The sequence below is a fragment of the Desulfothermus sp. genome, from assembly GCF_053993635.1.
The window spans coordinates 1-18716 of record NZ_JBMYBT010000129.1 but is presented as its reverse complement, the minus strand read 5'-3'; the positions used below and the strand labels follow the sequence as shown (position 1 = coordinate 18716).

Sequence of the window (18716 nt, the reverse complement as noted above, 5' to 3'; positions counted from 1 at the left end):
TATTTTCCTTAATTTCTTAATTGCCTGGGAATGGAGTTGTGAAACCCTTCCTTCTGTTATATTTAAAACCTCAGCCACTTCCTTCATTGTTAGTTCTTCTACATAATAAAGGGATAATACTAACTGTTCTTTTTCTGTCAACTTGCCAATATGATGAGAAATTTCTGAGACTATTTCTTTTTTTTCCAGCAAGGTTTCTGGATTGTCTTCGCCATTATTTAATGTATGACTTACTACATCAAAATTTATCAACAAATTATTGTTTATTATGTCCAAACAATTTTGTATTTCCTCCTCTGATAGACCTGTTTTTGCTGCAATCTCCTCAATAGTTGGTTCTCGTCCAAGGGATTGCTCGAGTTTTTGCTTTACATTTTCTACTAATTTAACATTTTGTCGAAGTCCTCTGCTGAGAAAATCCTGGCGTCTTAATTCATCGAGGATTGCACCTTTTATTCTGTTTTCAACAAATGTCTCCAATTTTATATTATGAGTCCCATCAAAATTTCTTAAGCCTTCCATAAGGCCAACACATCCAGCGGAAATCAGGTCATCAAGTTCAATGTTAGAAGGTAATTTATTTTTGATTCTACAGGCAATAATTTTTACCTTTTGAATCAAGGATTCAACTACATGTTTTTGAAGCGTTGAATCTAATTCATTCCACGAGGACAGCCCATTTAGATAATTTGATATGCCATTGCTAGCTTTGCAGTAGGAGTTTTTTCCAAAAGAATTTGATATTCCCATCTATTTGTTTTTTTATATCTTTTAAAGTTAATAACTTATCCAAAATCTTATTCAGTGCCAAAGATGCCTCGCTATTTGGAAATTTCTTGCAAAAAGGTATCTGCAACTTAACAGCTTCAACTACATTGCTATCTTTTGGAATAAATCCAAGAAACTTTAGAGATACTCCTTTTAAAAAGCGATCACAAGCTATATATAGCCTTTTAAATACCTCTTTTGCCTGTTTTTCATGGCCACACATATTGATGATTACAAAAAAATCATTAACGCCGTGTTGTTGATTTAATACCTTTATAAGGGCATAACTGTCTGTTAAAGAAGTTGGTTCAGGAGTCAACACAATTATACGATGCTGAGTTGCCATATTAAAATAAAGTACATTGTCATTTATTCCTGCACTAGTATCAACTATAAAAAAATCCAGCTCACTGTCTAAAGGATCCAGGGCATCCAAAAATTCCAATTTCTGGCCAGGGGTAAGTGACACAAGCTCCACAACACCTGAAGGAGCTGGAAGAATAGAAAAATTGTAATTAGTCCTAAATAAAACATTGTCCAGGGATATTTCATTTGAAAGCAAGTGAAGGACATTGAACCTGGGCGTAATACCAAGTATCACATCTACATTCCCAAGACCCAAATCAGCATCTAAGAGTAGAGTATTGTAGCCCTTTTCACCTAGAAGACATGCCAAGTTTGTTGATATGTTAGTCTTTCCCACTCCTCCTTTACCAGAGGTTATTGAGACTACAAAAGGGATTTTTGTAGTAGCAGAAGATGTCTCTTCACCCTTTGGCTCAAAATATATCACAAACAACCCTCCAACTTTGGTATATTGGTTATTGGTATATTGGTGTATTGGTATATTAGTGTATTAGTGTATTGGTATATTGGCTTACTCCTTTTCTCTCTTCCTGTTCACGAATCACAAATCACGAATCACGGTTATTGGTTATTGGTTCACTCCTTTTCCTGTTCACTAATCACTAATCAATTGGGCAATTCATGAATTGCCCCTACAATCGGGCAAATATGGAATTTGCCCCTACGTGTCGGATATGGAATCCATGGGCGAATATTGGGCAGATATGGAATCCGCCCCTACGCCCCTCTTCCTGTTCACCAATCACGATTTCCGAATCACGAATCACTGTTCACGAATCACGAGTCACATCCACCCATCAACCCATCTACCCTTTAAATCTTCACAAGTAAACAAAACCAAGCTACGAAATTTTGTGTTTAAAGATTAAATTCCATAAGGTAGCTTTGTCTACTGGATAAACTGAATTTTTTAGTTGTGGCCCGTTTGTAATCAATGAAATAGGCAGCTGTGTCTTAAAAGCAGTATATATCATAGTGCCAAATATACATGCTTCATCTAGTTTTGTCCACATAAGAGAAGTAAGCCTGTCTGAGAGAAATTTAGCCAAATAATGGTCTATTTGGTGCGATGAATAAAGAGGACTTAAAACCAGGTGAGCGCACACATCTTCAATTAGACTTAAAGGAGAATCTTCCCACCACAAATCTAAATCCATTCCCTGTCTCAGCCCTGGCGTGTCAATAAATACCCTGTCAAATTTCTCAAAATCTGCTTTTAGGGCAGCAGCGTCTCTTAGCCCATTTAAATCTCTATAAGAAAAATTTGATAACCCAGCATAGTGTTTTAAAAAGAGCTTTCCCTTTCCATGATAATTGTCAACATTTACAAGACATATCGAAGATTCTGGATTGTTTCGTTTGTATCTCAAAGCCAATTTTAAAATAGTAGAGGTCTTTCCAACTCCATGGGGTCCCACAAATACATGACATTTCTTAGCTCTTATCAATTTGTCTATTGGTTTAGCCTTTACCATATTGTTTAAAATTTCCATAAAGGATTTACCGTTTCTCTTAAGTAAAGATATCAGGCTCACAATAAAATCCTGACCAACTCCTTCCAATTCCAGTTGTCTTATAGCAGCCTTTTGTCTTGAAGATAATGAAGGAATATCCAGAGAATTCTTTAACAGAGAAAATATATGCTCTTTAAATTCCTTCCACTCTCTATACCAAACCTCCTCGGTCTTAAACTTTTCCTTGGGCTTCTCTTCCTCCTTTTCCCTGGATCTATCCACTTCCTTGGCCGCCATTACAGTGTATATCTTCCTTCCATTTACCTCCTCGGTCCTGGTATTTAAAATAATTGCGTCATCCCCCATCTCAACTTTAATTTTCTGTAAAATCTCATAATTTGAGTATCCTCTATAAGTTTTAACCTGCATTGTTCAACCTCACTACTGCTACTGATTCTATTTTTATGTCAGATGGGATTTCAGCATGGGATAAAACTGGTAAATAAGGGATAAACCGTGTTACAAGTTTAGCTAAATGAGGTCTTACTTGAATACTGGTCAACAGTACTGGCTGACCATCTGCAACTTCTACCTTCTCAAAGGTATTAGATATTGCATTTATAATTTTTTGAGCCAGTTGCGGAGGCATGGAAAGATAGTAAGTCCCTGCATCTGTCTGTCTAATATGCTCTTTTATTAAATTCTCAACAGAAGGATCTAAAGATATCACTTTTAAAGAACCTGAACTACTTAAATATGGAGTTACCACCGTCCTTGCTAGTTTCTGTCTTACAAATTCAGTTAGCTGATCTGGATCTTTTATGGATGTCCCATAATCAGCTAAGGTTTCTACAATTGTTAGCATATCCCTTATTGATACACCTTCTGATACGAGATTTTGAAGTACCTTTTGCACTGTCCCTAAGGGTAATATATTGGGTACCAACTCCTCCACGGCCTTTGGAGCACGTTTTGCCACTGTATCCAGAAGTTCCTGGGTCTCTTGTCTGCCAATGAATTCATGTAAGTGCTTTTTAAATATTTCACTCAGATGAGTGGCTATCACTGTTGCAGGATCTACTACTGTATATCCTGCCAATATTGCTTCCTCTTTCTGCTCTTCAGTAATCCACATTGCGGGCAAATTAAAGGCAGGCTCTTTTGTCTCAATTCCTTTTATCTTCTTCTTTGCACCCCCAGGATCCATTGCCAGATAATGATCAGGTAATACTTCTGCAGTGGCTACTGGATTTCCTTTAATCTTAACTACATATTGATTTGGCTTTAGGTTTAAATTATCCCTGACATGCATTGATGGGATAACAACTCCCATATCTAAGGCTATCTGTCTCCTTATTGACCTTATTCTAACCAAAAGATTTCCATCTTGTTGTTCATCCACAAGTGGAATCAATCCATACCCTACTTCCAGGGACAATGTATCCAGAGGTAACAAAGACTTAACATCTTCTGGGGTCTCTATTTTTTCTTTTTCTTTGGCTTCTTCAACCGCAGTCTCTTCAACTATCCTGGCAGCATATCTTTTAGATAAAAAACCAAGCCCGCAGATAAGGGATGACAGGACAAAAAATGGAATTGTTGGCATACCTGGAACCATACCAAAAACAACCAGGATAGAAGATACCAAAAATAGTGCCCTATAGCTTAATGTTATCTGTTCAAGAAGTACTGAGCCCAAACTTCCCTGATCAGCAGATCTGGTTACTATAAAACCCGCTGCCGTGGACATGATAAGAGAGGGAATAATAGATACAAGGCCATCACCTATGGTGAGGATCGTATAAGTCTTTGCTGCTGTTAGCCAATCCATATGTCTTTGAAAAACACCAATGAAAAATCCACCAATTATATTAATTAATGTGATTAAAATACCTGCATTTACATCACCTTCAACAAAGTTTCCAGCACCATCCATTGCACCATAAAAATCTGCCTCTCTCCTAATATCTTCCCTTCTCTTTCTGGCCTCCTCTTCGGTAATCAGGCCTGCATTTAGGTCAGCATCTATGGACATCTGTTTTCCAGGCATGGCATCTAAGGTAAAGCGGGCAGCTACCTCACCTATTCTTTTCATTCCTTTGGCAATGACCATCTTGTTTAAGGCAAATAAGATCAAAAACACTATAAATCCAATGACATAATTGCCACCAACCACAAAAAATCCAAAGGCCTGAATAACCTTACCTGCTGCAGCAGACCCCTGATCTCCATATAAGAGGATCCTCCTTGTAGTTGCCACATTTAAAGCAAGTCTGAGCATTGTGGCTATCATTACAACTGAGGGAAATACTGTAAAATCTAAGGGAGATTCAACAAACATGGCAGTCACTAATACAACCAAACTAAAAGATATACTTAAGGTGAGCATGAGATCCAAAACCAATGGAGGTAGCGGGATCAACATAACAAAAAGTATAAGTGCCACCCCAATAGCAAGTAGAATATCTCCTTGCCTGAGTATCTCTCTTAAATCAAAACGTATCTTAATTGCTTCCTTTGCCATAATTTTGACCTAACTTTTTCCTGTGATTTTAAATTAGTTATATTCTTTGAGGAAAAACTCTGTCAATTTTTTGATTCAACATTCTAATCTATATTATTTTCTTGCATATTTTTTTCTGAATTTTTCCAGGCTAGCTAAAATAGAGGCCACAGCCTGATAGAGTTCTTCTGGGATCATCTCCCCAACTTCCACACTTTTATACAATGCCCGTGCCAATGGCTTATCTTCTTTAATTGGAATATTGTGCTCTTTGGCTATATTTTTTATCCTCTCAGCAATTAAACCTGCTCCTTTTGCAACAACAATTGGAGCAGGTGCCTCACTTATGTCATATTTTAATGCAACTGCAATATGGGTTGGGTTTGTAATGACAACATCTGCTTTAGGCACCTCACTCATCATCCTGGACATCATAACCTGCTGCATCCTCTTTCTCTGTTCTCTCTTTATCTCAGGACTTCCATAAAGCTGTTTGTGTTCATCTTTGACCTCTTGTTTGGTCATTTTAATACTCTCTTCATAATCCCAACGTGTATAAAAGAGGTGGATTATAGCTATAATTATTAAGGGAATTAGCAAAATCCAGATCACTTTATATATCAAAAATAGCATATTAGAAATAATAGCATTTACATTTTCAAAAAAAAGAGAAGGAAGATATTTGATTTGATTTTTTACAGCAAAATAAGCAACAATGCCAACTAAAACAACCTGGAAACTACTTTTTAATATTTCTACCACAGTTTTAAAGGAAAAAAATCTATTTTTTATGTTGTTTATTGGATTAAAATTCTCCCATTTTGGCGTAAATACTTTAGATGTAAAAACATATCCTGTCTGGAGTCTAATTGCTACAATACTGGCAATTGCAATTAATAAAAGTACTGGAAGTAATATAATTAATATCTTTTGCATGCAATACACAAGCAGATAATAAGTGGAATTCTTGGAGATCTCCATATTGAAACTATGTAAAATAAATCTAAATATATCAAAAAGATTTTTTCCAATAAATTTAATCAAAAATCTAAGAGAAACCACACCTACTACAAGTACCACTACTTTTGAAATTTCTTCACTCCGTGGGACATTACCTTCTTCTCTTGCCTTTTCCCTTCGTTTGGGAGTGGCTTTCTCCGTCCTGCTCGGATCTCTTTGTGGCATTTTTTAACCTTTTTTTTGCTCGTGATTAGTGGTTAAATAATCTATGATTCACGAATCACCAATTACAAATCAATTGGGCAGATATAGAATCCGCCCCTACGTCCTATTCACGAATCACGATTTACGAATCACGAAATAACCATTACAGAACGTAGAATTTGATCTAAATTTAAAATTATATCCCTTAAGAAATATCCCAGCAGATTAAACATAATGCCTAAAAAAAAGAATCCAACAGCTATTTTAACTGGAAAACCCACAAATAACACATTTATCTGAGGCGCTAATCTGGCAACTATTCCAAGACAGCAACTAACCAAAAGTTCTGCCACCATAACTGGTGCAGCTATTTTTATTGCAACAACAAATATCTGGGATGAAAAATATACTATACAATCAAACACTGTAGGATTTACAAGAATAGAGCCTGGTGGAACAAGTTCAAAGCTTTTTGCAAATCCAGCCAATAGATATAGGTGTCCATTTAATGACAGAAAAAGTAAAAGAGTTATCATATAGGTAAATTGAGAGGTAAGTTCAACTGATACTCCAGACAATGGATCAACCACATTCATCATGGCAAAACCCATCTGAAATCCAATTATCTGACCTGCAGTTTCTGCTGCAGCAAAAATACATCTAATAATAAGCGATAAGATAAGTCCTAAGATCAGTTCTCCAAAAATCATCAAACAGATCCCAAATGAATGGAAAGGGAAATAAGATGAGTCAAAACTTAAATTAGGCCAGAGTCCAAGTGTTAAAACAATACAAAGTGCAGCTTTTACCAAATTTGGCAAGGCCCTTCCCCCAAAAAAAGGGAGCAAAAATACAACCACACTAACCCTCATAAGGGTCAACAAAAAGCTGAGGAAATGCGCGTAATTAAAATTAAAAATATCCATATTACCACGTGAATAGTGATTCGTAATTCGTGATTCGTGATTAGGACGTAGGGGCGGATTCTATATCCGCCCAATTGATTTGTAATTCATGGTTCGTGATCGGTGATTTATGATTAGAATATTCGGAATTTGGTATAGTAGTGTATTGGTGTATTGGTTATTGGTGTAATGGTGTATTGTCCACCCATCTACCCATCTACCCATCCACAAATCACGAATCACGAATCACGAATTACGGTTATTGGTGTAGTGGTGTATTGTCCACCCATCTACCCATCTACCCATCCACGAGTTACGATCCTCATATGTTTATATTAATTTTGCAAATTTTATACCGTAACTGTTGTACCGTACAATATAAGGGTTTCTAAGTTCTAGGTTCCTTAAACGTTGAACTTATATAGAAATTTGGTTGTAAAACTGCGCAAAATGATTTACACAGAACACAAATATTCTGGAATAAAAATTATGTGATTAAACATTGACCTTAAAACATCAAATTAGGAGGTAGGCTTATGCAAAGGCCAGTAATAGTCAGTGCTGTTAGGACCCCTGTTGGATCCTTTGGAAGGTCATTAAAAGATGTACCAGCAGTCAAGCTAGGTACAATTGCCACAAAAGAAGCCATGAAGAGAATAAACTTAGATCCTACACAAGTTGACGAAGTTATTTTAGGTAATGTATTGCAGGCAGCCCAGGGACAAAATCCCGCTAGGCAGGTTCTCATCCATTCAGGTATTCCCCAGGAAAAAGTAGCTTTTACAGTGAACAAGGTATGTGCCTCAGGGCTAAAGTCTGTAGCCCTTGCTGCTCAGGCTGTAATGTTAGAAGATGCTGAAATAATTATATGTGGCGGAATTGAGAATATGTCCATGGCTCCCTATGCACTGACAAATGCCAGATGGGGTCAAAGGATGGGAGATGGAAAACTCGTTGATCTCATGATTTTTGATGGCCTCTACGAGATCTTTAATGGTTATCACATGGGAATTACTGCAGAAAATATTGCAGAAAAATACAATATCTCCAGGGAAGAGCAGGATAAATTTGGATATGAATCACAGATGAAGGCAAAGGCTGCATTAGAATCTGGTAAGTTTAAGGAAGAGATTGTGCCTGTTGAAATCCCTCAAAAAAAAGGAGATCCAATAATTTTTGATACAGACGAACACCCTAGACCAAATACATCTATGGAAGCATTAGCAAAACTAAAACCAGCATTTAAAAAAGACGGTACTGTTACAGCTGGAAACGCTTCTGGAATAAATGATGGAGCAGCCATTTTAATTGTAATGTCTGAAAAAAAGGCCAAAGAGCTTGGGCTTGAAATTTTGGCTTACATCAAGGCCTATGCTGCAGGTGGAGTAGATCCTGCTTATATGGGGCTTGGTCCTATTCCTGCCACTAAAAATGTCCTCAAAAAGTCTGGAGTTAAACTAGAAGACATAGATTTAATTGAACTAAATGAGGCATTTGCATCCCAGTCCATTGCATGTATAAGGGAACTTGGACTTGACAAATCCAAAATTAATCCCAATGGTGGTGCCATTGCCCTTGGTCACCCAATTGGTGCTTCAGGGGGCAGGATACTCATAACACTACTCTATGAGATGAAGAGACAAGACAAAAAACTTGGCCTTGCCACACTATGTATTGGCGGTGGACAGGGATTTGCCATGATTATTGAAAGGCCATAGCAAGTATGTTCTAAGTTCGACGTTCTATGTTCTAGGTTCCTTAAACATTGAACGTCGAACTTTAATCTGTGTGAGTGAAAGTTATGTACAGGCTATTTATTTAGTTACCCTGACAACATGCAAACAAATCTCACACAGATCCCTAACGCAAAGACCCATACAATACTTTTTAATTGTGAAACGTATCATAAATTTTCTCCCAATAATCTTTTTTATCTTTTTATCTTTGATATTATCTAGTGAAAATATTGAGGTCAAACTCCTTAAATATTTTTATGACCCAACTACAGGGTGGTTTTTAAAGAATTCTCATCCATGGGATTTTTTATACCACTTTGGACCTCTTCCAGCTATATTTATGGCAGTAGGTGGATTTTTGGCCTTTTTAGGGGGATTTTTCTCAGAAAGATTAAAAAAATATAAACGTAGTAGCCTATTTTTGGTTTTAGTTATGATAATTGGCCCAGGACTTATAGTAAATACACTACTTAAGGATCATTGGGGCAGACCAAGACCTAGACAGACAAAACAATTTAATGGAAAACTTGACTATCACCCATTCTGGAAAAAAGGCAAAGCTGGCACAGGTAAATCCTTTCCTTCTGGCCACGCCTCTATGGGATTTTATTTATTTACCCCATATTTTATCCTCAGGAAAAAAAATAAGCTCTTGGCCTATTCATTTTTAACTTTAGGCCTATGTACTGGCTCTTTAATAGGACTTGCACGGATGATACAAGGTGGTCACTATATAACTGACATTTTATATTCAGGATTGATTGTATATTTGACGGCAGTGATTATTTCTAGATTTTTGCTGGAATAGGGGCAATTTATAAGTTGCCCCCCTACTTAAATTGCACCTATTCCTTTGGCCAGGGAGTGCACAGTCTGCAAGGGGCATATCCTCTATAAAAGGCCTCATACAAAGAGGAAAAATATACCCTGTGTTTTAAGTACATTTTTCGACCCAATGGACACAAAAGGGTATGGAACCTTAGCTCTTTTCTATTCCCAATATATCTTTTATTCGCTGCATCCATTGTTAAAATCCTTGCCCAAAATCCCCGTCTCTGGTCCATGGCCATCCTTTGAGCATTTAAAAATTGTCTGGCCATTTTTCTTTCTAAATCATGGTGGGGAAAATAAAATGCATACCCCTCTTTTATCATTAAGAGATTTACAAATCTCCCGTCTGGAAGATACACATAGGCAAGATATCTCCCATACCGATCTTTTGTTAAACCATATCTTTTTATAATAACGTATCTTTTTTTGATTAAGTGTATGAGCCTCTTTAAGGCCTGTTTTGCAAAATACTGGCTCCTTTCCCCTTTTTTATGTCCAATCTCTGGAGTATCTATACCCTTTAAACGCACAAACTGGTGGCCCTGGATAATAAATGTATCACCATCAACCACCCACTCTACTTTAACCTTCCATTGAGAGGGCTTTCTATAAGCTAAGCAATCCTCTATTAAGTAGCCGAAAACAAATAAAAAAATAAGAAAAAGGGATAAGGAGATATACCAGGATGGAACCTTGAACGTTGAACGTTGAACCCTAAACATCTCCTTTCCCCCTTGTTTTTTTACGAATTACGAATCACGGTTATTGGTGTAGTGGTGTATTGGTTCACTATTCTTCCCTCTTTCTGTTCACTGTTCACAAATCACGAATCACGAATTACGAATTACGAATCACCAATCACTAATCACGAACCATGACCTAAAAACTACAAATCATAATAAGCCTTTAGGATTTGGCTTCTAGACGGATGTTTTAATTTTCTCAGGGCCTTTGCCTCTATCTGTCTTATTCTCTCCCTTGTCACATTAAAGAGTTTTCCAACCTCTTCTAAGGTATGATCAGACTTCTCCCCAATGCCAAATCTCTTCCTAATCACCTGTTCCTCCCTTGGAGTTAGTTCAGATAAAATCTTATTTATCTGCTCTTCTAATTTTGAATGAACCACCTTTTCTGCTGGAGCAACTGCCTTTTTGTCTTCAATAAAATCTCCCAGGCTGGAATCCTCCTCATCTCCAATTGGAGTTTCCAGGGAAATAGGCTCTTTGGCTATTCTGAGCACCTTTTTAACCTTTTCCAGGGGATAGTCCATTCTCTCGGCGATCTCTTCAGGAAGTGGTTCCCTGCCTAGTTCCTGAACAAGGTATCTTGAGGTTCGAATAAGTTTATTTATTGTCTCTATCATGTGCACAGGGATTCTAATGGTCCTTGCCTGATCTGCAATGGCCCTTGTTATTGCCTGTCTTATCCACCACGTAGCATAGGTGGAAAATTTATATCCACGCTGGTATTCAAATTTATCTACAGCCTTCATAAGGCCTATATTTCCTTCCTGAATTAAGTCTAAGAATTGAAGCCCTCTATTGGTATATTTTTTGGCAATGCTTACAACCAGGCGCAAATTGGCCCTTATCAACTCCTGTTTCGCCTTTATAGCATATTCATTTCCATACTTCATTCGCCATAGGATATCCTCTAGTTCATTAATATCGTGGCAGCAATTCTCCTCAAGTCTCTTTAAGATCTCAATCTTAGCAGTGAGCATCTCTTTAAATGAAAAGAGCTCTTCAACAGTCATATTGAGCTGTTCAGCAGCAACTATAGGCTTTATCTCTCGCTTATCTAACTTTTCAAACAATTCCTCTATTTCAGCCTGGGTCTTACCCACAGAAATAATGTACGCAGAATAATCCCTCCTGCAATTATTCATTTGTCTCACATAATCTTCAATATGTTCTATTACCTGATCAACGAGTTTTTTCTCAAGCTTTATGGCCTGAAGCCTTTTCACTATTTCCATCTTTAAGTTTAAAAATCTCTCAGCCAGGGCACGGGTCCTTTTATTTCCCACGCAAAGGTCATCTAATTTTTTATACAGGTGCTTTTTCTTTTTATATATCTGCTTTATTTCATCTAGCAGGGCAATGACCCTCTCTCTCTGATTCATTTCTTCTTCAGTTGGATCATCTTCCTCTATTGTCTTAACAACATCTTTTAACTTTATTTGTCCTTTTTTTAGTTCTTCACCTACTTTTATCAAATACTCAACTGCAACTGGGACCTCAGCAAAGGAGTAAAGGACCTCTAATTCTCCCTGTTCTATTTTTTTGGCAATCCTGACCTCTCCCTCTCTATCTAAAAGAGGCACAAGTCCCATCTCATGTAAGTACATTCGAACAGGATCAGTACTTCTAGAGGGCTCACTTAAATCTTTTTCTTCTTCTACAGGAAATTCCTCAAAATCCAATTCAATATCTTTCACAACATCTATCTTTTTATTGGTCTGTTCATCTACAATAGAAATCTCAAGTTGTTCAAAAAGATTAATAATCTCTTCAAGTTGTTCTGGCTCATTTATATCAGAAGGAAGGGCATCATTTAATTCTTGAAAGGTCAAAAAGCCTTTTTCTTTACCTTTGGAAATCAAGGCCTTGATATGCTGAATTTCTTTAATGCTCTTCATTCTCCCCCCTTTTGATTAAAAATTAAATGGGTTTATGGGTAGATGTGTAAATGTGTGAATGGGTGAATGAGTGATTAAAGTTTCATATACCCATTAACGCATTAACCCATACACCCGTAAACCCATTAACGCATATACCCATTTACCCATCTATCCATCATCCTCTATACTTTAAAAGCTCATTTATTTGAGATAGATAATAATTTATTTCTTCATTATTGTGCTCCATTTGAGCACGCATAAGCTCAGCTTTTAGCTCACTGAGTTTTTTTTCCTTTTGCCTTTTTTTCAAAAATCCCTTTAAATCTGACCAAAATTTCTCAAAATCATCTTCCCTTTCTTTAAAAAAAAGGGACTCAATGTAAAAAGAACGCTCTTTATCATCTAAATTATACAAAATTTCTTCAGGAGAATAGTTGTTGAGTTTTTCCCATAGGGCCTTTGAAAACTTACTTTTTAAATAATCACCAGCATCCAATGCACTCAGTTCTTCTAAATATTCGGGAAAACAAATGGCAAACCGCAAAACTTCCCTATCTCCAATAGATAGGATTTTATCCTGAGGTAATATTCGCTGCCTTGATTCACCTTTTTTTGTGCTTCTGGTCAATTCAACTTCAGAAATTCCAAATTCCCTGGAAAGAGTGGGGAGATAAAAACCTTTCAGTGCTGGGTCTTCAAGAGAGTTTACAAACTCCCTACACCAATCAATAACTTCCCTTGGTGAATGTGTTAATTTAATCATCTTTGCGCAAAAGGCAAGACCTTGCTTTGCCCTTTCTAATAATTTGTCAAGACCTGTATTGCCATATTTCTGGAGATAAGTATCCACATCCTCATCCTCTGGAAGTTCCACAACCTCCACTCTGGTACCATGTGCAAGAAATAGCTGGGCACTTTTTAATGCTGCCTTTTGACCTGCCTTATCTCCATCAAAAATCAAAATCACTTTGGGACAGAGCCTTGAGAGCCTTTTTACATGAGAGTTAGTTAGAGCAGTTCCAAGTACACCACACGAATTTTTGTATCCATGTTGATGTAGCCTTATTACATCAATATATCCTTCGGTCAAAATAACACTTTTTTTTAGGCTAATCTCCTTTCTTGCCTGATAAAGACCATATAAATTTTCCCCTTTTTTAAAGACCTCGTTTTCACTAGTATTAAGATACTTTGGCTCTCCATCCCCTATAATACGACCACCAAAGCCAATACATCTACCTGAGATATCAAGTATTGGGAAAATAATTCTACCCCTAAACCTATCATAGATCCGATTCTTCTCGTTTTTTACAACTACCCCAGCCTCCACACAAGAACTTAAAGGATATCCTTTTTTTATTAGATAATTTTTTAAAGACTCCCATAAGTTAGGGGCATATCCTATTTTAAACTCATCAATTAAATCCTGGGGAATATTTCTATCTTTGAGATAAGCTATTGCATTGGGACTTTTTTTTAGAGTGCTTCTAAAATAATCTAAACAAATACTGTTTATCTCATACAGGACCTTTCTTTTTGAAGGCACAAAGGACTTACTCTTCTTTAAATCAAGACTTATTCCAGCCTCTTTGGCTAACTCAACTAAACCATCATAAAACTCCAGTCCATTTATCTTGCAGTAAAAATCAATTATATCTCCAGATGCATTACACCCAAAACAGTGGTATAACCCAAGATTTGGATCCACGTAAAAAGAGGGCTTTGTCTCCTGATGAAAAGGACATGTTCCTCTAAATCTGCTTCCTACCCTCTGCAAAGGGACATATCTCTCCACAATGGATATAACATCCAGCCTATCTTTGATCTCCTGAATAACTTCTCTATTCATAATGAAAGTTATGGGTTTTAGGTTACCTTAGAGTAACTAGTGTGACCCCATCTCCTCCTCGATCTTCTGGGGCAAAACAAAAGGACTCAACATTGGGAAATTCACTTAAAATTTCCCTGACTTTAGACCTCAATACACCTTCACCCCTACCATGTATGATCTCTACATTTTTAAGCCCTCTATATATAGCCCTATCTAAAAACTGAACAATCATAGACTCTGCTTCATCAACCCTTTTTCCCCTGATATCTAATATTGAAAACGATGGCTCGTCATAATTCAATGTCACATTTACCTTTGAATCAGATCTTTTTTTATCGTGCGATTTAATTAAAGCAACTTCATGAGAATTTACCCAGATACTCACCCCAGAGATATTCAATTTAATTTTGGACTCTTTCTCGTTTATCTGTTCAACTATACCCTTTTTTGACCAGGGGAGATATTTTAGTTCAGATCCTATTTTTATATCTTTTAAATCAACTTTTTCAGCAGCAGAATTTTCTGATATTTCTTTTTGCAGTCTCTCTCTGTATTCCTTTAATTTTTTCTGGGCCATTTTTCTATGTATTTTCTGCTGCCTGTAAGAAGTCATTATCTCCTTTATTGTCTTACTTATATCATTTATGAGTTCATTTATCTTCTTTTCATATTTTTCTCTTAATTTCTTTTTTTCGTTTTCAAGGGCCTGGACATTTTGTCTTAAGTTTTTTAATTCCTGCTCTCTTTTTACTGCAATATTATTTAGTTTTTCTATAACTGCGTTGGTCTTTTCATCATCTATCAAAAGATATTCTCTGGCCCTAATCAAAATCTCTTCAGGCATTCCAAATTCCTTTGCCACATCTAGCGCCTGAGACGTCCCAACCTGATCATAGGCTATTTTGTATAAGGGCCTTTTGGTTTTTGGATCAAATAATACTGTCGCAGCCCTGACATTTTCATGATTTAAGGCATATACCTTTAGGGAAGGGAAATGGGTAACTGAAAATATCCAAGCCCCTTTATCAAGGAGACAATCCAAAACAGCCTGAGCCAACGCAGCACCCTGGGATGGGTCTGTACCTGCACCAAATTCATCTAATAGAACTAACGTTGATTTTCCCACCCTTGGCCAAATATCCCTGATTTTCTTGATCTGGGCAGTAAAGGTACTTAAATTTTCATGTAATGATTGCTCATCCCCTAAAAATACAAAAATATCTTTCCAAAAAGGTATGGTGCTGCCTTCAGAACATGGCACAGGAAGGCCACTATATGCCATGAGTGCACACAGACCTAAAGTCTTCAAGGAAACAGTCTTGCCGCCAGAATTTCCCCCAGTCAAAATAAGGGCCCTTTGGTTTTGTTCCAGAATTATATCCACAGGCTCTATTTTCGCTCCATGTTCAGCAAATAAAATTGGATGCCTTACGCCTTTTAAAAACACCCTATTCTCACCTACGTGAACTGGATTTCCCCTGATCTTTTCTGCAAATAACACCTTTGCCCTGAGTATATCTACATCCACCATTAAATTATATAGACTTAAAAGCTTGTCCTTTTCCTCTGTAAAGAGTGAAGTCAAATATTTTAAGACCTTATTTATCTCATCTCTTTCTGTCTTTCTTAATTCCTGCAATCTATTATTTAAATCTATCAAAAACATGGGCTCAAAATAGCAGGTCTCACCACTTTGAGAATAGTCATGAACTATTCCCTTTATCCTGCCCTTAAAATTAGATTTAAGGGCAATTACATACCTATCTGAAGAAATGGTGAGATATTCGTCTTGAAGCATATCTGAAATATTTTTTTCAGATATGAATTCATAAATCTTTTTTGTGCATTGACGCTGAATCTTTCTTATCTCCCCCCTAATTGATGCCAAATCTGGACTGGCATGGTCTTTTATATGGCCATTTTGATCAAGACACCTATTTAATGCCTGGGATAACTTGCCTGGCCAGGGTATGGATTCTAAATTGTTGAACAAAATAGATCTTATTTCTTGATCCAGCTTATTAATAAAATCTTTTAACTTTCCTGCTTTTTTCAAAAAAATTGATATAGCCCAAAATCCATCTTCATCCAGGACATTACCTGAATTTATATGAGAAAATATTCCGTCCAAGGGGGGGAAATCTAACGGTAGTCCTGCTATCTCATCTTTATAATCAATTGCCTTGATTAAGGCATGAAGATTGTTTTTAACCCCATCTAAATCAGAACATGGCATTATAGACAGGGCCTTTTTCTTGCCACTTTCTGAGACACAAAAGCCTGAAACCAACCTTAAGATATTGTGAAATTCTAACAATTCAAGGGTATTTTTTTCCATAACCATATCACTTTATGGGATTTGTACGTATGATAAGGAAGTACTGTTATTTCTTGGAAGGAAATCAAAACAAGGAAACAGCCTTTTAAGACCATTTCCTTGAATTCTTCGAAAAAACTAGATCAACCCTGCTTTTCTGAGTTTTTTCATAAGCCTTTTTCTAGCAGCTGCCTCTTTCTTTTTCCTCTTTACACTGGGCTTTTCATAATGCTGCCTTTTTTTTAGCTCTGAAAGGATTCCAGCCTTTTCACACTGTTTTTTGAACTTCTTTATGGCGATCTCAAAATTCTCACCATCATGTAAAAAAACTCCTGGCACCAAGCTCACCCCCTTTTTATGTGGTATAGTGGTATAGTGGTATAGTGGTTAGTGGTTTTCCACCAATACACAAATACACCACTACACCAAATAAATAAAAAATTTTTTTTTAGCAAGAAAAAAAGGAGGTGGATTTCACCTTCCCCCTCCTTTTTTCATTATTCTGTCTATAAAAACAACTAGTTATATTATTTGTTTTTTTCTTTTAACACCTCGAGCAATGATTTAAAGGTTACTAGCCCCACTCCAGAGCCAATGACCATGAGTATAATATAAACTACCCCAAAAAATATTGCATGGTCAGGTCTCCACCATGGCAAATCCTGAGGTAACATTGAGTGGATTGTTTCACCAGGAAGCATAAGTTTATCCCCTTATATTTTATTATTTCACTGCTTCTTTTAAAAGTTTTCCTGGTTTAAATTTTACTACCTTTGTTGCTGGGATAATCATTTCTTCACCAGTTTGAGGATTTCTGCCTTTTCTCTCTTTTCTCTGGACTACCTCAAAGGTACCAAATCCAGTAATTGTGAGTTTTTGATCGTTTTGTAAAATCTCTTTGATTGCATCAAGGCAAGCTCCTACAGCTTTTTCTGCCTCTGTTTTTTTCATCTCTGCCAACTCTGCTACTTTTGCAATAAGATCTGCCTTTGTCATTATATCTTCCTCCTTTAATATGTTTGGGCCTTAACTGTTTTATTTATTCCTACCCCAAAATTTTTTCACGCCTGCATCTAAACACATTTTTCCCCTCATAGGAGGGGTATGTTAATATCAATTAAAAAACTCTGTCAAGCTATTATCCCTTAATTTACAGGGATAAACTGGAACAAACAATAAAAATTAAAAAATTGCCTTTGAGAGTTCCAAATAATCTTCACAACTTAACATATTAGGACGCATATTTTCGCTTAACTTTTGCCTTTTAAAAATTTCCTCAACTTCCTCGTTCCAATAACACTTAAGTAAATTTTTAAGTTGTTTTCTGGGGCTACTGAAGCATATTCTTAAAGTCTTTAATAACCCTGTTTTTGTTTTTTTGTCTAGAAAAATCTTTTTAGGAGTTAAAACAATCACCTGGGACATAACCTTTGGACGGGGGAAAAAACAAGCTGGATTTATTTGGAATTCCAATCTTACATCACAAAATGTCTGTATCCAGACAGAAAGGGCTCCATATTTTTTCCCACCCACCTTGGCACCTATCTTTTCAGCCACTTCCTTTTGCACAGTAAACACCATTTTTTCTACGCCTATCACATTGGCAGCAATTTCCCAAATAAGGGTAGTAGCTATATTATATGGTAAGTTACCCACTATCTTAGTGAATTTTCCATTAATCTTAGACCAGCAAACATCAAGTGCATCCATTACCAGGACATCTACATTGAAAATTTTTTTTATATAAAATCCAAGTTCCATATCTTTTTCTATTGTGAGAATAAGACCTGCGCTATCTTCAAGATATCCAGTTAAAGCCCCCTGACCAGGTCCAATTTCTATTATTTTGTCAGATTCCATTGGAGATATTATACTGACTATTTTTCTCAACACATTGGGATCTTTTAAAAAATTTTGCCCCAGACTTTTTTTATGAATAAAACCATCATTTTTTGTGCTGGTTTTAAAATTATTCCAATACATCAAATTTCTCAAATTTCATTATAAAGTTGGCCCTGCCCTGGGTGGCAGATCTAAGATCTGTTGAAAATCCAAATAGTTTTCTAAGTGGAGCCAGTGCGTGGACAACCTTGTCAGTTCCCCTCTCAAACATATTTTCAATCTTTCCACCTTTCATGCCTATAAGGGAAATAACGTCTCCAACAAATTCTTCTGGTACGTATATTTCCACGGACATAATTGGTTCCATCAAAACAGG

Annotated in this window: 16 protein-coding genes and 1 pseudogene; 2 read left to right on the top strand and 15 right to left on the bottom strand. The window is 36.6% G+C overall.

The window, feature by feature from the left end:
* The 6 genes from ACY2V1_RS09450 to fliR all read right to left on the bottom strand — a co-directional run.
* Positions 1–750, bottom strand: a 750-nt coding sequence (locus ACY2V1_RS09450) for a FliA/WhiG family RNA polymerase sigma factor (protein WP_461834550.1), incomplete at its 3' end; no start/stop codon positions are given.
* Positions 704–1561: a MinD/ParA family protein gene (locus tag ACY2V1_RS09445; protein ID WP_461834549.1), complete on the bottom strand. Its 858-nt coding sequence runs from the start codon at positions 1559–1561 to the stop codon at positions 704–706. The genes ACY2V1_RS09450 and ACY2V1_RS09445, both read right to left, overlap by 47 nt.
* 415 nt (positions 1562–1976) lie before the next feature.
* Complete coding sequence (locus ACY2V1_RS09440) at positions 1977–3017, bottom strand: flagellar biosynthesis protein FlhF (RefSeq protein ID WP_461834548.1); 1041 nt, start codon at positions 3015–3017, stop codon at positions 1977–1979.
* A complete protein-coding gene (gene flhA, locus ACY2V1_RS09435; RefSeq protein WP_461834547.1) occupies positions 3007–5112 on the bottom strand; it encodes a flagellar biosynthesis protein FlhA in 2106 nt (701 codons plus the stop codon). Before flhA ends, ACY2V1_RS09440 begins: the two co-directional genes overlap by 11 nt.
* Positions 5113–5205: 93 nt before the next feature.
* A complete protein-coding gene (gene flhB / locus ACY2V1_RS09430) occupies positions 5206–6276 on the bottom strand; it encodes a flagellar biosynthesis protein FlhB (RefSeq protein ID WP_461834546.1) in 1071 nt (356 codons plus the stop codon).
* Positions 6277–6404: 128 nt separating this feature from the next.
* On the bottom strand, positions 6405–7181 hold the full coding sequence (gene fliR, locus ACY2V1_RS09425) for a flagellar biosynthetic protein FliR (protein ID WP_461834545.1): 777 nt from the start codon (positions 7179–7181) through the stop codon (positions 6405–6407).
* Between the two features lie 515 nt (positions 7182–7696).
* Here fliR and ACY2V1_RS09420 point away from each other — a divergent pair.
* Positions 7697–8878 carry an acetyl-CoA C-acetyltransferase gene (locus ACY2V1_RS09420; RefSeq protein ID WP_461834544.1) on the top strand — a complete coding sequence of 394 codons (1182 nt, stop codon included), beginning with the start codon at positions 7697–7699 and terminating at the stop codon, positions 8876–8878.
* 175 nt (positions 8879–9053) lie between these two features.
* Positions 9054–9704 carry a phosphatase PAP2 family protein gene (locus tag ACY2V1_RS09415; RefSeq protein WP_461834543.1) on the top strand — a complete coding sequence of 217 codons (651 nt, stop codon included), beginning with the start codon at positions 9054–9056 and terminating at the stop codon, positions 9702–9704.
* Between the two features lie 37 nt (positions 9705–9741).
* Here the strand turns inward: ACY2V1_RS09415 and ACY2V1_RS09410 are convergent, their stop codons facing one another.
* From ACY2V1_RS09410 to fusA, 9 genes and pseudogenes are all read right to left on the bottom strand, one after another.
* A complete protein-coding gene (locus tag ACY2V1_RS09410) occupies positions 9742–10449 on the bottom strand; it encodes a thermonuclease family protein (RefSeq protein ID WP_461834542.1) in 708 nt (235 codons plus the stop codon).
* A 164-nt stretch (positions 10450–10613) separates the two neighbouring features.
* The gene (gene rpoD / locus ACY2V1_RS09405; RefSeq protein WP_461834541.1) at positions 10614–12368 is read right to left on the bottom strand and encodes an RNA polymerase sigma factor RpoD; all 1755 of its coding nucleotides are present in this window, start codon (positions 12366–12368) and stop codon (positions 10614–10616) included.
* 157 nt (positions 12369–12525) lie between these two features.
* A complete protein-coding gene (dnaG, locus tag ACY2V1_RS09400; protein WP_461834540.1) occupies positions 12526–14199 on the bottom strand; it encodes a DNA primase in 1674 nt (557 codons plus the stop codon).
* A 22-nt stretch (positions 14200–14221) separates the two neighbouring features.
* Positions 14222–16519, bottom strand: coding sequence for an endonuclease MutS2 (locus tag ACY2V1_RS09395; RefSeq protein ID WP_461834539.1), 2298 nt, complete (start codon positions 16517–16519; stop codon positions 14222–14224).
* A gap of 117 nt (positions 16520–16636) precedes the next feature.
* Complete coding sequence (rpsU, locus tag ACY2V1_RS09390) at positions 16637–16837, bottom strand: 30S ribosomal protein S21 (protein WP_461834538.1); 201 nt, start codon at positions 16835–16837, stop codon at positions 16637–16639.
* Positions 16838–17025: 188 nt separating this feature from the next.
* On the bottom strand, positions 17026–17199 hold the full coding sequence (locus ACY2V1_RS09385; protein WP_461834537.1) for a hypothetical protein: 174 nt from the start codon (positions 17197–17199) through the stop codon (positions 17026–17028).
* Positions 17200–17221: 22 nt separating this feature from the next.
* A complete protein-coding gene (locus ACY2V1_RS09380; protein ID WP_461834536.1) occupies positions 17222–17494 on the bottom strand; it encodes an HU family DNA-binding protein in 273 nt (90 codons plus the stop codon).
* A 186-nt stretch (positions 17495–17680) separates the two neighbouring features.
* A complete protein-coding gene (gene rsmA / locus ACY2V1_RS09375) occupies positions 17681–18481 on the bottom strand; it encodes a 16S rRNA (adenine(1518)-N(6)/adenine(1519)-N(6))-dimethyltransferase RsmA (RefSeq protein ID WP_461834535.1) in 801 nt (266 codons plus the stop codon).
* Positions 18468–18716, bottom strand: a pseudogene (gene fusA, locus ACY2V1_RS09370) (elongation factor G); the annotation flags it as partial. The gene rsmA and the pseudogene fusA, both read right to left, overlap by 14 nt.

Excerpts from the sequence above, each read along its gene's own strand:
- ACY2V1_RS09440 (WP_461834548.1), bottom strand. The coding sequence starts at position 3,017 with ATGCAGGTTAAAACTTATAGAGGATACTCAAATTATGAGATTTTACAG.
- flhA (WP_461834547.1), bottom strand. The coding sequence starts at position 5,112 with ATGGCAAAGGAAGCAATTAAGATACGTTTTGATTTAAGAGAGATACTC.
- flhB (WP_461834546.1), bottom strand. The coding sequence starts at position 6,276 with ATGCCACAAAGAGATCCGAGCAGGACGGAGAAAGCCACTCCCAAACGA.
- fliR (WP_461834545.1), bottom strand. The coding sequence starts at position 7,181 with ATGGATATTTTTAATTTTAATTACGCGCATTTCCTCAGCTTTTTGTTG.
- ACY2V1_RS09420 (WP_461834544.1), top strand. The coding sequence starts at position 7,697 with ATGCAAAGGCCAGTAATAGTCAGTGCTGTTAGGACCCCTGTTGGATCC.
- ACY2V1_RS09410 (WP_461834542.1), bottom strand. The coding sequence starts at position 10,449 with ATGTTTAGGGTTCAACGTTCAACGTTCAAGGTTCCATCCTGGTATATC.
- rpoD (WP_461834541.1), bottom strand. The coding sequence starts at position 12,368 with ATGAAGAGCATTAAAGAAATTCAGCATATCAAGGCCTTGATTTCCAAA.
- dnaG (WP_461834540.1), bottom strand. The coding sequence starts at position 14,199 with ATGAATAGAGAAGTTATTCAGGAGATCAAAGATAGGCTGGATGTTATA.
- ACY2V1_RS09395 (WP_461834539.1), bottom strand. The coding sequence starts at position 16,519 with ATGGAAAAAAATACCCTTGAATTGTTAGAATTTCACAATATCTTAAGG.
- ACY2V1_RS09385 (WP_461834537.1), bottom strand. The coding sequence starts at position 17,199 with ATGCTTCCTGGTGAAACAATCCACTCAATGTTACCTCAGGATTTGCCA.
- ACY2V1_RS09380 (WP_461834536.1), bottom strand. The coding sequence starts at position 17,494 with ATGACAAAGGCAGATCTTATTGCAAAAGTAGCAGAGTTGGCAGAGATG.
- rsmA (WP_461834535.1), bottom strand. The coding sequence starts at position 18,481 with ATGTATTGGAATAATTTTAAAACCAGCACAAAAAATGATGGTTTTATT.